Here is a 13,630-nt window from a genome sequence, read left to right on the forward strand (position 1 = left end):
AGCCATGTAAATAATGCCGCCAAGATGAGTACATGTGGACCAGAGATCGCCAGTAAATGTGAAATACCAAAGCGCTGAAACATTTGTTCCGTATTTTTATCCAATAAACTACGATCACCTGTCAACAGCGCCAGCATCAGCGCTTTATATTTCAGAGGTTGCTGTTGTAATTGAATACGAAAATCCAGTCGCAATTGCTCAATATTTAGACTAAATTTGTACCAGAGATTATTTTGCTGTTTGAGATGTTGCTGAAAACCCAAACCATAAACTTGTTGCATCGATAGGGGCTGAATCTGTTGGACTTGAAAGCCTGACATCCAGTTTTGCTGAACAAACCACTTTTCCTGATCGAATCCTCCTGCATTCGCATAACCATGCACAGGCTTCACGATTCCTTGTACCTGATAATATTGTCCTAGTGCTAAGCTATTATTGTTAATCTGCATATTTTCCAAAAGCTGATCATCAATATAGGCTAGCCATATAACAGTAGGTTTATTTTGAGATAAAATTTCAATAGGCTGCTTAATTCCGTGTTCTGTACTTTCTCCGATTTTTCGAATATAGATGACTTCAGATGCCCTTCTTGACGTCATTTCTTTATATTTAAGATGTTCAGTCAAGGCATGATCTGCGTATAGATCACCAAGTATCAACATACCAAATGTTGAACTTGCGATTAGAACTGCTTTAAAGGATATATTTTCGCTGCATGTTTTTATTTTTACAAAATAAATCATCCATAAAATCAAAACAAATACAATAAAATAAACGCCGATCGATTTCAGGTAAGGCAATGAATATCCCATCAAACTGATGCCTGCAATCCATCCCAACAATATAATTTTTAACATGTAATTTTATAGGCATTCTTTTTGGGCAAAATTAAAGCCCATTTTCATGAGCTTTAAAAGGTTATTGGTCGGTAAATCATTTCATCTTAGCTAATTTGATCAACCCATAGACCATCTTGCATATGCAAAATAGAGTCTGCGGATTGTGCCAATTGTTCATCATGAGTCACAATAAGCATCGCCATATTCAATTCTTTTTTCAGATCCATCAGCAACTGAAAAATCGTCATCGCTGTTTTACGATCCAGATTACCTGTAGGTTCATCAGCTAACATTAAAGCAGGTTTAGTCACTAAGGCACGAGCTAAAGCCACACGTTGTCTTTCACCCCCTGATAACTCACCGGGTTTATGGTCAAGACGGTGTGATAATCCGACTCGCTCTAGCAAATACTCTGCACGTTGTTTCACCTCTTTAAAGTTGCTATTACTACGCAGCATCAGCGGCATTGCTACATTTTCGAGTGCCGTAAACTCAGGTAACAAATGATGAAACTGATAAACGAAGCCTAAATATTCATTACGCTTAAAACCGCGCTCCGCTTCATCTAAAGTGTCAAAGCGCTGACCATTTAAAAATACTTGACCTTGCGTTGGCTGATCCAGTCCGCCCAATACATGCAGTAAAGTACTTTTACCCGAGCCACTTGCTCCCACGATTGAAACAAAATCACCCGCGTTCACCTGTAAAGACAGACCTTTAATCACGTCGACCTTGGATTTACCATCGGTAAAACTTTTATAAATATCTTTGGCTTCCAGAACGATTTTACTCATAACGTAAAGCCTCCGCAGGCTGAATTTTTGCAGCACGCAAAGCTGGATAAATGGTCGCTAAAAAGCTTAAGATTAAAGACACAGAAACAATCAACACCACATCTTGCCATCTTAAATACGACGGTAAATAGTTAATAAAGTAAGCGTCAAACAAATGCCAGCCAAAAGCAGTATTGAGCCAGTCGATCACATTACTGATACTGGTCGCCAGTACGATGCCCAAAATCGCACCTGCAACGGTCCCAATCACACCAATCACCGTGCCTTGTACCATAAAAATTTTGGTAATGGTCGCTGGAGAAGCACCCAAGGTTCGCAAAATGGCAATATCTGATTTTTTATCGGTCACGACCATCACTAAAGAGGATACGATATTAAATGCCGCTACCAACACAATTAAGAACAGTAGCAAACTCACCATCGCCTTTTCCATCTGAATCGCACTGAATAAGTTACCGTGAGTATAGGTCCAGTCAGATGCATAAAAGTTCGGTGGCAGGGTTTTCACAATGTCATTTGCGACTTGAGGTGCCTGAAAGATATTGTCTAATTTTAGTCGGATACCTTGTGCACCATCGGGCAAACGTAACAGCGTTGAAGCATCATTTAAGGCGATATAGCCAATCATCGAATCGACTTCTGCGCCAATGCTAAAAATTCCTACCACTTTAAAACGCTTAAAGCGCGGCACGACGCCTGCTGGCGATGGAGTTGCTTCGGGAAGCACCAAGGTAACATTGTCATTAAGTCCAAGACCTAATGCATCTGCCATTTGTTTACCCAATACTATGCCAAACTCACCTTTTTGCAGGCTATTAATATTCCCTGCAACCATATGATTTTGGATAATAGAAACCTTGGTTTCGTATTTGGGTTCAATCCCAGTCACCATAATGCCTGCCACCTGACCATGTGCAGTCAACATGCCTTGTAACTGAGTAAAAGGTGCAACACCCGTGACATGCGGATGACTTTCAATTTTTTTTGCAAGTTCTGGCCAATCTGTTAAAATTTGTGTTGAAGAAACAGTAGCTTGAGGTATCATGCCTAAGACACGGTTTTTCAACTCACGGTCAAAACCATTCATGACCGATAGCACGGTGATGAGTACGGCAACACCCAAGGTGAGACCAATCATGGAAACCAATGCAATAAAAGAAATAAAGTGATTACTACGCCGTGCGCGAGTATATCTCAACCCGATATATAACGAGATTGGTTTAAACATACCATCTAATCCGAGGTAATTTCATTATGGAAAATTCACAGCATTCGAGTGGTATAACTGAACGCCGTGTCATGTCTCGTATAGATGCTGCGTTAAGAATCAACTATCAGATTATTTCTGATGCAGTTGCGCTTAACGATCCTTACGATCCAAGTTTTGTTTTGCCGCGCTATTTTCTACTACTTGCAGAATTAGATCAAATTGATCATGCGTTTAGCTACGAATTAGAACAATTAAATCAAAAAGATCAACAAATTGCTCGTATCTTATCTTTATTTAATCAAAAATTGAATTTAATTACGGGTTCTCTGTACGACTCTATCGTTCAATCCATCTTACCGAGTACTGAACAAGTCAATGTCTCTGAAACTGGACTCAGTTTTTATGCATCTGAGTCATTAAATGAAGGCACTTATATTCATATCACCCTTAGTCATCCTGACAATTATTTTCATATTGCGGTGACAGCTCAAGTGGTATATAGCATTCCTGAAGATGATCATAAATTTAAAACAGGGGTTTATTTTATTACCTTGCATCCACACGATCGAGTGAAGCTAGCAGAATGTATTGCGGAACAAATATTAAACGACTAACTAAATCTTTATAAAGGTTATTCATTTTCAAATGATTGCTTGGAATTTTGCTGTTTTAAATGCATTTGTAATCTACGACTGGCTTGTAAATCTTTATAAAAATATAGAAATAACCCAATTAAAATAATCGCCGCGCCTATCACCCCAAACATGGATAGTTTTTCGTGATTGACCAAAACACCAACCAACATGGCCAAAAGTGGTGTCATGACATTGGTGAGTGATAAAGTCGTCGCTTTGATATTGCGTACCAATTTAAAATAACAAAACATCGCGATCAACGATGCCATAATCACGGTATAAATTAAGGCCAATAACGATTTAGCTTCAGGTAGATGTGTGGGTGCATATTGCCAAATCCACGGCATCAAACAAATTGCTCCTAAAGCTGAGACTAAAATCGACCCTGTTGCCTGTGCCATCGGTTGTACATTTGCATTGACTTTCTTGACCCAAAAAATGGATAGACAATACATAAATACACTGATCAGCATTAAACCAATCCCAATGGGCTGAATATTCTGCTCAGATCCAGCAAAACAAATCAGTGCAAGCCCAAAAATCGCCACAAACATTCCTAGCCATTGCAATCGATTCAGATGTTGATTCAAAGCAAAATGTGCCATTAGTCCTGCAATAATCGGCGCTAGACCAAACATTAACGCGATAATTCCCGAACTTAAATATTGTGTTGCGATATAGGTAAAAATCTGCGAACCAATCAGACTAAAAGAACCCGCGACATAACTTTGTAGTGCAACTTTGTCGGTAGGAAATTTAACTTTGAGAAAAAACAATAAAATCGCAGCAATGGGTAAAGCAATAAAAAAACGTAATGCCATTGCCCACAAAATATAGAGATCAGACACGCTCCACACAATCGCAAGAGGCGTAGTGGCCCAGATAAACACCAACACAACATAGGTTATGACAATGTTACGTTTAGATAGCATTCTGGATTCTCATGCTGTTTTACGCTTTTGTTTCAAAATGGTTTGATCCAAAGCACTCGAAAACTCTCGTTTATCTCGTTCTGATATCGGCGGTGGCCCACCTGTTTGTACACCTGCGCCGCGTAAGGTGTCCATAAAATCACGAAGATGTAGACGCGCCTTAACATTTGCCGTGGTATAAACCTCACCACGCGGATGAATCGCAACGCCGCCTTTTTCAATCACTTGCGCAGCAAGCGGAATATCTTGCGTAATGACAATGTCATTTTCCTGCATTCGCTCCACAATTTCTTGATCTGCCTGATCTGCACCACTCATGACCTGAATCGATTTGATTCTGACCGAAGGTGGAATCCCGACATTCTGATTGGCGACGAAGGTCACTTCGAGTTGATAACGATCAGATGCCCGTAAAATTACTTCACGCAGAATTTTAGGCAATGCATCTGCATCTACCCATAACTTGAATGCTAACAACTGCATGTCTCTTGGACGAAAATAAGCAATATTTTAACAGATTCAGTTTTGCTCATGGATATTTATTCGGGTGAAAAATCCTGATGATTTTTTTACATAATTACAGTGCTAGACTTGAAAAAACCAAGATATGCTCGATTTAATATATCAAGTTATCCATTTTCGATTCACAGCCAATATGAAAAATCAAAACAGCCCTGAAATCATTCACATTGAAGAAAATAATTTTGGCAGTCATGCGCAGCACTGGACACTTCTTTCTACCCAGCCTGAGCAAGATGTCCCAAAATGGTTGGGCTTGGCTTTAGATAGCCCTGTTATGCCGATGGGGATTTGTGAATGTGAAGAAGAAATGGATCAGGCTTTTTGGCTCATTCAAGGCCCTACAAAGTCCTCTATCCAACTGAATCAGATTATTGCAGTTGAAAATAATAAACCGAAAGCATTAAAAACTGCATTTCCTACATTTGAAAGTCCGTATAAATTTAATGCCACGATTGATCGAATTATTACTTCGGATTCTGCGACTCAAGCAGTATTACGACTAAAAGTAAATGCAAACACGATTATTTATGCCTTTGATAATTTATATGCTGTCAATCATGGTCATTATCAAAAGGATCAAAATTATCAGGTCCAACTCAATGCTTGGGCCTATGAGTTAGAACAGGTAGCGGATAATGAAACGATTATTGTGGATGATCCAGCCTCAATTAAACATCATCGTGCATTAAATGATATTTTAGCTGAACATAATGGCGTGGCACCTGAAAATTTACAGGAACTGATTAATGCATGGGAGCCGAAAACCCCTGAAGATAAAGAACCTGTCACTGTTGATTTTTCTAAAATGGTGGCCTATCTATATGGCGAAACAATGGGTCAGGAAGATGAAGCGTGGTTTCAGGGTAATATTGTAGGTAAAACTTCCATGACGTTTATGAATGAGGAATATACCCTTTATGATGTCACTTTAGTTTTAGAAGATAATCTGCCTGCAACATTAATTCGTATTGCAACAAAACAACATTTGTATAAAAACTTTGAAATTGGGCAGTATATTCGCGGCAACCTCTGGATTCAGGCGAATATTTATGCTAAAACTACGAATAATTAATATATTTTCACAATAATTTAATTATTAGGCTCATTAATGAAAATTATTCGAGAACAACAAAGCTATAGTCTCATCCAATTTAGTGGTCAACGAATTAAGTTGGACAAAGGCGCCTTTTGCTTTTTTGTTCTTGGGATGTTTCTCGCAGCCATGATTTTCTACCATTTTGGCTTATTAGCTGCCTAGTTTTATTGGCTTTTTGATATATCAAATATGCAAAATAAAGCCCTCACATTTTGAGGGCTTCATTTTTTCGCTCAATTAACCATTGCGTCGAGCAAAATCATCCATAAAGTTCACCAAAGCTTGTACACCTTCAAGCGGGACAGCATTATAAATACTCGCACGCATCCCACCGACTGAGCGATGTCCTGCCAGATTTAACAAATGATTTTCTTCAGCTTCTTTCAAAAACAGTTTTTCCAAAGCTTCGTCTGCCAAAGTAAATGGCACATTCATAATTGAACGATTCGCTTCAGCAATCGGGTTATTATAAAAGTCACTGGCATCGATATAACCATAAAGCAATTTGGCTTTTTCCAGATTCACCTGATGAATAGCCTCTACCCCACCCTGTTCGAGTAACCATTCAAAGACCAAACCAGACAAATACCATGAATAAGTCGCAGGCGTATTCACCATTGAATCATTTTTTGCTTGTGCAGAATATTTCAAAATACTAGGAATCTCTGAACGAGATTGATCCAGTAAATCATCACGAACAATGACAATCGTTAAACCCGCTGGACCAATATTTTTTTGCGCACCCGCGTAAATCAAACCGAACTTGGATACATCAATTGGCGCAGACAAAATACTTGAAGACAAATCAGATACCAAAGGTGCATTCACCTCTGGAACACCCGCGAACTGTAAACCGCCAATGGTTTCATTATCAGCATAATGTACATAGGCAGCATCTTGAGATAAACTCCATTCGCTTTGGTCTTTAATCGCCAGTTTGCCATTGAGCGTTGTACCCGCTTCTACGATATTGATCTCGCCATAACGCTGTGCTTCTTTTAAGGCTTTTTCTGACCAAATCCCAGTATGAATATAGTCCGCTTTAGGGTTTTTACCCAAAAGATTGAGTGGAATCGCTGAAAATTGAAGTGATGCCCCGCCCTGTAAAAATAAAACCTGATAATTTTCAGGAATATTCATCAATTTACGCAAGTCCGCTTCAGCTTTTTCCGCAACCGCGACATAATCTTTACTGCGATGACTCATTTCCATGATGGAAAGGCCCTTACCGTGCCAGTCCAATAACTCAGCTTGAGCTTTTTCTAAAACGGCAGTGGGTAATGCAGCAGGACCAGCACAGAAATTGTACGCGCGCATGATTTTTCCTTTGTTAGAGTGAAACAAAACTGAATGTGGCATTTAACCATATCTTGAAGTTTCGTGCAGTAATTGAACCCATAAATATTTCAATATGAACTGCTAAGTCTCTTGATTTAGTCTATTCAAAATCTTAATTTAGGCTAATATCAAACTGACAGTCTCCTGCTTGATCAAGATTAGGGTTTGATTTGGACTTGATCAGCGGTTTAAGCCTGTTATACAAATGTATTGTAAACAATTCAATAACTTACTTTTATAAATAATCGATTACACTAGCTGAAAATATTAAAAGTTGTTTTCTATGAAATTTAGACGTCAGGTTTATACAACAAAACCAACCTTCTTGACGCAGACTTTATTCAAGATCATGGCGGTTGGATTAGGTTTTACAGGCTTGTGCGCTCAAGTACAAGCCCAAAGTTATAGCTATGCACAAGCTGAACAGCAAGTGCTTGAAAACTCGTACACCTCTCAGGCCAATCAAGCCCTGCAAAGTTCTGCAAAATTGGATGCCGAAGCTGTAAAAGGTTTGGGGCTACCACGAATTGATTTGAATGTTCGCGCCTATAAATTTCACAGCGAAGTAGATGTACCATTAAATTCATTTAAACAGGGCATTGAAAATGCGCTGAATGAGAAAATCGATAACCAGTTGAATGAATGGGAAAATGTGATTCCTCCTAATATCATTGGTGATATTGAAAATGGGGTCAGTGGTGTTATTCATGATGGCGTCAACATGGTTCCTAATTACGCCAATTTAACCTTACAAGATGAACAAATCAGATCATCTATCTCGATGGTCATGCCGCTTTATACAGGCGGTTTACTCAAATCAACCAAACAAATTGCAGCGATCCAATCACAACGTTCTGAACTTAATACCGAACAACAACAAGATGTACAACGCTTTGAAATGATTCAGGCTTACTTCAATGTGCAATTACAACAGCAATTGCTGAAATCTAGTCAATTTAATTTTAACGCTATGCAACGCCATTTGGATAATGCTCTAAAACTTGAAAAACAGGGATTTTTAAGTAAAGGACAGCGCATGCAGTTTGAAGTGGCAAGGAACAATGCGCAGCGTTTATTGCAAAATGCACAGGCAAATTTACAAAGTAGTCAGTTTCAACTCAATAATCTGCTCAGAACCAATCAAGTGAATCAACTTACTACGCCGTTATTTGTTAACAAAGCCCAAACTCAATCATTAGACAATTTGATGGCCACCTATCCAGAACAGTCCAGTCTGGTGCGTAAAATGCAAATGGATACTCAAATTGCCAATGAAAATGTTCGAGCCCAGCAAGCTGCCAAAAAACCAAATTTATTTGCTTTTGGTGAATATAGCCTCGATGATAAAGAAAACTGGATCGTTGGTATTGCAGCTCGCTATAACTTATTTTCAGGCATTGATAAAAGTAAAAGTATCCATTCTGCCGAACTTAAACGCTATGCCACAGAATTACTTACGGCACGTACCAAACAAGAAATTGAAAATGTGCTGAATAAATCTTATAGCGAACTTCATTCAGCACAACAGACCCATAGCTTACTTTTACAGAATCAAAAAGCGGCACAGGAAAATTTACGCATTCAAGAGCTGTCTTTTAAAGAAGATATGGGTACAGCAACACAAGTGATTGATGCTCAAAATGCCTTAAATGCTTTAGATAGCGAAATGGCGCTCAATGCCTATAAATATATTTTATCATTGGCGACTTTATTACAAAGTCACGGATCGATTTCAAACTTTAAAGCTTATGTAAACCAACCAAATACCGATTTCATTCGTTAAAGGAGAGGACATGATGAATCAAGATCAACCACCATCTGACGCTCAACATCCAGATTCCTCTTCCAATCCAGAGAATACAAAAGCAAAACCTGATCAGATCGAGCAGAATCACACGGAACAACAGCAAAGTAAGTCTGAAAAACCTAAAAACAAAGGACTCTTGAAAGTCATCGTTGCAATTGTGGTGTTATTACTCCTGGGACTGATTGCTTATGGATTATGGAAAGCCTACCAGCCCAAACAAGTACAAGTGCAAGGTCGAGTAGAAGCTGAAACCTTACATATCAGTACCAAAGTGCCTAGTAGGATCGAACAGGTTTATGTCTCTGAAGGGCAAAAAGTAAAAAAAGGACAGGAACTGGTGTTGTTAACTAGTCCTGAAATTCAGGCAAAGAAACAGCAGGCTCTGGCTGCCTTACAATCTGCACAAGCGCTGCAATCCACGGCTGAACGTGGTTCACAGCAAGAAAACATTGAGACGTTGTATGCCAATTGGAAAAGTGTACAGGCACAGGCAGAACTGGCCACTAAAACCTATCAACGTGGGGCCGTGCTCTATCAAGAAGGTGTAATTTCACGGCAACGTCGTGATGAAATGTATGCCACCCAACAATCTGCCAAAGCACTCAGCGAAGCAACTTATCAACAATATGCCCGAGCCAAACGCGGCAGCACCCCTGAACAAAAATCAATGGCGGATGCGCAGGTTGAAATTGCTCAGGCTGCATTAGCAGAAGCTAACGCACTTGAAGGTGAAACCAAACTGTATTCACCTGTCAATGGAACTATTTCTAAAACTTACGGCAAACCATCCGAGCTGGTCGCGACCGCTGTACCCGTGGTCAGTATTTTGGAAGATGATGAACTTTGGGTGAGTTTAAATGTGCGTGAAGATCAATATCGCTCAGTGTATAAAGCCAAAACTCTAGAAGGTTATATTCCTGCGCTCAATCAAAAAGTCGAGTTTAAAATTAAAAATATTGATGCGGAAGGTGAATTCGCCACGATTAAAACCACACGCCAAACAGGTGGTTATGACATTCGTAGTTTTAAACTACATTTAGTCCCAGAACATGCCATACCAGATTTGAAGGTAGGAATGAGTGTGGTCTTTAAAGTGACTGAGGCAAAATAAACATGCTTGCCAGTATGTTACGAGAGCTACGCTATCTCCTCCACAATAAGTGGGATCTGGCCATGGTGGTAATTGCCCCACTATTTATCATTTTGTTATTTGGTAGCATGTTTTATACGGGCAAACCTGATCATCTACCCATTGCCGTCATCGATCAGGATCAGAGTGAACTCAGTCGTAACATTAGTCGTGATTTATCACTCAATCATACCCTCGATGTAAAATACCAAACTCAAAACCAGACTGAAGTTGAGAATTTACTCAACCAGACCAAAATCTGGGGTTATGTCCACATCCCTGCGGGCGCAGAACAACGTTTGGTCAATGCGCAGGATGCCCAAATTAGTATAGTGTTTAATCAGTCATTTTTTAGTGTGGGAAATACGGTTTCATCGGCCATGCTTTTGTCTGTTTTGAATGGCATGGCAGATTTTGCTGGAGAAAGTTATCTGGGAAATGTACTGCCTTATCTCAGTATGCCTACACCCAACGTTAAAATTTCAACCTTATATAATCCAAATTTAAGTTATGAATTTTACTTAGAACCTTTTGTTATTCCTGCTATTTTACATTTATTACTATGTTGCTGTGTGGCATTTGCGATTGGACAGGAATTAAAAAGAGAAACTGTACCAGACTGGGCAAACCAAGATGATTATATCCAAGCACTTTTTGCAAAAATATTGGTCTATGTGGTGATTTATACTTTCTGGACTTGGGCGTGGATGTTTTGGTTGATCGAGATTAGAGGTTGGTTTGTTGCAGGAAGCTTAGTGATGATACTGGCAGGACAAATTTTACTGTATTTTGCCTATGCCTTTATTAGTTCAACGGTAGTGCTTGCCAGTAAAAATTTAGGACGAACTTTTGGGTTTATTGCAGTTTATGGAGGCTCATCGTTAAGTTTCGCGGGTGTCACATTACCATTAAATAATGCTCCCATTTTTACTCAGTTTTGGTCAATGATCATTCCTTATACCCCTTATGCACGTTTACAAACAGAGCAATGGGTCGTAGGGAGTGATCTCTCAATTTCAGTTTGGCCTTTTCTCATTTTACTGGGCTATTGTCTATTTTATTTTGCGCTGAGTGTGTTACTCATGAAAAAGTTAGTGAAGGAGCAAAGCAATGCATAATTTCTTTCACTACTATCTTGAAACATTTAAAAATATTTTTAAAAACTCATCTATTTTGACCACCGTCATTTTATCTGTTTTCTTTTATAGTATCTTTTATCCAACGGCTTATAAGGCAGAACACGCTGAATCCCTTCCTATCGTCATTGTAGATGAAGAACAGAGCGTCGTTACTTCAACGATCATTACTCAAGTTGCCAATAGTCCCGATGTAAAGATCAAGGCAATTACGGGTAATTTTCTTGAAGCCGAACAAATGGTGCGTAACCAAAAAGCGGATGGCATCTTGTATTTACCCAACAATTTGTCTAACAGTATTCAACGCGGCGAAGTTGGAGGGATTGGGCTTTATATCAGTACTGCCTACTTTTTAAAAACCAAAGATATTGGATTAGGCTTAGCTACGGCAATTGAAAATGCGATTCGTGAACAAGCCGAACGCTTTGGAAAAGTTTCACATTTCAAACCCGAACTTTCAATCCACCAAATCCCTTTATTTAATACCTTATCAGGTTATGGAAGTTATATTTTTCCTGCTGTCGCGCCTGTGATTATTCATCAAACCATTGTTTTAGGTTTGGGCATGTTGATTGGCGGTTTTCGAGAAAAAAACTGGCGTCCGAAAGCAAGTGAATTTTGGGGAATTTTTGCCTGCTTTTTTACCATAGGTTGCTTAGGTTGTTTTTATTTATTCGGCTTCATTTTTTGGGTTAATGACTATCCACGTGGCGGAAACTTCTGGGGAATGCTGTTGGCTGTACCCATTTTCGTCAGTTGTGTCACTGGATTAGGTCTACTTTTTGGTTCGCTCTTGGATATGTCTGAACGAGCTGGACTTTTTCTGGTTTCGACCTCTATTCCCTTATTTTTATTAACAGGCATTGCCTGGCCTATTCAAGCAATGCCGTTATGGATACAGGGTTTTACTTGGCTTTTGCCTTCCACGCATGCTGTGCAATTATTTATACAACTCAACCAAATGGGTACCCAAACTTATTTTGTATTACCTAAATTGATCTTTTTGAGCTGTGCCGCAGGGATTTTCTTATTCATTGCTTATTATCGTTTAGTGATGCATCCCAAAGTGTTATCAAATAAGTCGTAAAAAAAGTACGCCTCAAGCGTACTTCTTTATCAATTTGATTGACTTACCAATTTACATTGACACGGCGATTGGGTTCTAAACATTCAACCAGTTGAGACCTCTCTGAGTTTGTCCCACATTGTTGATAGGCAGTGGTCTGATTTTTCGCTTCTATCTTTATACGATTAGAATCAATGCCATATTGCGTCAACAATGTCGCTACCGTTTGTGCGCGTTTTGCAGAAAGTTTTTGGTTATATGCATAAGACCCTAATCGGTCGGTATAACCCGCAACAATCACAGGACGATGATCTTGTGAATGATTAATTTGTTCTGCAATTTCTTTGACCGAATCTACTCCAGTTGTAATTCCTGCAACATCTGAGCGATCAAAAGCGAATAGGATATCTTTTGATCGAACGGGTGCTGGAGCAACAGGTACTGGAGTTGGGGTTAAAGTTGGTGCTGGATTGCTAGGATGTATTAAAGCTTCACAATCCTGACCTTTCCAAGATAATCGCTCAGCCGTATTTTTCTTATCAAAATCAATACGAAGCTGGCAACGTTTATAATCATTACTGTTTGGTACGCGAATATCCAATACATAATTCCAGACTTTTGCACCAAAAATTCCTTCATTAAATTGTGGATTACCTAATAGGTGTCTGATCTGGTCTTTATTCAATCCAGTATCTAAACGCACTACATCAGCCACTTCATAACGCAATACCTGTTTAAGATAGCTTTTACTGATGTCAGGAAAAGTAATTTGTTCTGTCGTTGCCGTCGGTTCAGCCGCTGTTGCAGACATCATAAAACCCAACATTGCAGCGAACATAAAAGTTTTTTTGATTTGCATAGCTTTTGTTCTCTTTAATATTTTTGTGAAAGGAGATGGCCCATCCATCTCCTGTTGAGCATTCATGAAATTAATCAATCACACCACTGATACCCACACGGACACTTGGATCTCCCTGCGACGCTGCTGCAACACCACCTGTAATTGACCAACGTCCGTTGTCAGCAGTTTTACGTAAAGTTACGCCGACTGCATTTTCACCACCATGATAAGAAGCACCTGCTGCATACGTATATTTACCAGCAACAAATGGCGCTGCTTCCAGTG

General features: G+C 39.3%; 14 protein-coding genes. 6 read left to right on the top strand and 8 right to left on the bottom strand.

Translation table 11 applies throughout. The features are described from left to right. From JR005_RS14335 to JR005_RS00910, 3 genes are all read right to left on the bottom strand, one after another. On the bottom strand, positions 1 to 857 hold an 857-nt coding region (locus JR005_RS14335; RefSeq protein WP_228731728.1), incomplete at its 3' end, for a ComEC/Rec2 family competence protein. Between the two features lie 86 nt (positions 858 to 943). After that, positions 944 to 1,633 (bottom strand): lipoprotein-releasing ABC transporter ATP-binding protein LolD, encoded by a 690-nt coding sequence (gene lolD, locus JR005_RS00905; protein ID WP_034699653.1) that lies wholly within the window; start codon positions 1,631 to 1,633, stop codon positions 944 to 946. Then, the gene (locus JR005_RS00910; protein ID WP_034699652.1) at positions 1,626 to 2,861 is read right to left on the bottom strand and encodes a lipoprotein-releasing ABC transporter permease subunit; all 1,236 of its coding nucleotides are present in this window, start codon (positions 2,859 to 2,861) and stop codon (positions 1,626 to 1,628) included. The genes lolD and JR005_RS00910 overlap by 8 nt, the downstream gene beginning before the upstream one ends. A 26-nt stretch (positions 2,862 to 2,887) precedes the next feature. Between JR005_RS00910 and JR005_RS00915 the strand changes: the two genes are divergently transcribed. Next, on the top strand, positions 2,888 to 3,457 hold the full coding sequence (locus JR005_RS00915) for a PilZ domain-containing protein (RefSeq protein ID WP_004990450.1): 570 nt from the start codon (positions 2,888 to 2,890) through the stop codon (positions 3,455 to 3,457). A gap of 17 nt (positions 3,458 to 3,474) precedes the next feature. On the opposite strand, the gene JR005_RS00920 is transcribed toward JR005_RS00915, so the two are convergent. Further along, complete coding sequence (locus tag JR005_RS00920; protein ID WP_151726253.1) at positions 3,475 to 4,410, bottom strand: DMT family transporter; 936 nt, start codon at positions 4,408 to 4,410, stop codon at positions 3,475 to 3,477. Between the two features lie 9 nt (positions 4,411 to 4,419). Continuing rightward, the gene (locus JR005_RS00925; protein WP_171492893.1) at positions 4,420 to 4,893 is read right to left on the bottom strand and encodes a YaiI/YqxD family protein; all 474 of its coding nucleotides are present in this window, start codon (positions 4,891 to 4,893) and stop codon (positions 4,420 to 4,422) included. Between the two features lie 172 nt (positions 4,894 to 5,065). On the opposite strand from JR005_RS00925, the gene JR005_RS00930 reads away from it, so the two are divergent. Beyond that, on the top strand, positions 5,066 to 6,004 hold the full coding sequence (locus JR005_RS00930; protein ID WP_218665408.1) for a hypothetical protein: 939 nt from the start codon (positions 5,066 to 5,068) through the stop codon (positions 6,002 to 6,004). Between the two features lie 261 nt (positions 6,005 to 6,265). Here JR005_RS00930 and serC read toward each other — a convergent pair whose 3' ends face one another. Continuing rightward, entirely contained in the window at positions 6,266 to 7,345 is a 1,080-nt protein-coding gene (gene serC / locus JR005_RS00935; protein WP_004990460.1) for a 3-phosphoserine/phosphohydroxythreonine transaminase, read from the bottom strand. Positions 7,346 to 7,649: 304 nt separating this feature from the next. Here serC and JR005_RS00940 point away from each other — a divergent pair, with 304 nt between their 5' ends. The 4 genes from JR005_RS00940 to JR005_RS00955 are packed head-to-tail and all read left to right on the top strand — an operon-like array spanning position 7,650 to position 12,525. Next, positions 7,650 to 9,149, top strand: coding sequence for a TolC family protein (locus tag JR005_RS00940; protein WP_218665409.1), 1,500 nt, complete (start codon positions 7,650 to 7,652; stop codon positions 9,147 to 9,149). A 13-nt stretch (positions 9,150 to 9,162) separates the two neighbouring features. Then, positions 9,163 to 10,284: an HlyD family secretion protein gene (locus JR005_RS00945; protein ID WP_371863750.1), complete on the top strand. Its 1,122-nt coding sequence runs from the start codon at positions 9,163 to 9,165 to the stop codon at positions 10,282 to 10,284. Positions 10,285 to 10,286: 2 nt separating this feature from the next. Further along, complete coding sequence (locus JR005_RS00950) at positions 10,287 to 11,420, top strand: ABC transporter permease (RefSeq protein ID WP_151726250.1); 1,134 nt, start codon at positions 10,287 to 10,289, stop codon at positions 11,418 to 11,420. Continuing rightward, positions 11,413 to 12,525: an ABC transporter permease gene (locus JR005_RS00955; RefSeq protein ID WP_151814289.1), complete on the top strand. Its 1,113-nt coding sequence runs from the start codon at positions 11,413 to 11,415 to the stop codon at positions 12,523 to 12,525. The genes JR005_RS00950 and JR005_RS00955 overlap by 8 nt, the downstream gene beginning before the upstream one ends. A 43-nt stretch (positions 12,526 to 12,568) precedes the next feature. Here the strand turns inward: JR005_RS00955 and tpgA are convergent, their stop codons facing one another. Continuing rightward, complete coding sequence (gene tpgA, locus JR005_RS00960; protein ID WP_151813850.1) at positions 12,569 to 13,363, bottom strand: trimeric autotransporter adhesin/peptidogylcan-associated protein TpgA; 795 nt, start codon at positions 13,361 to 13,363, stop codon at positions 12,569 to 12,571. A 70-nt stretch (positions 13,364 to 13,433) separates the two neighbouring features. Beyond that, positions 13,434 to 13,630: YadA-like family protein (locus tag JR005_RS00965; RefSeq protein WP_218665410.1), on the bottom strand; the 197-nt coding region annotated here is incomplete at its 5' end.

The organism is Acinetobacter sp. Colony158 (assembly GCF_019264745.1).
GTDB classification, from domain to species: Bacteria; Pseudomonadota; Gammaproteobacteria; order Pseudomonadales; family Moraxellaceae; genus Acinetobacter; species Acinetobacter ursingii.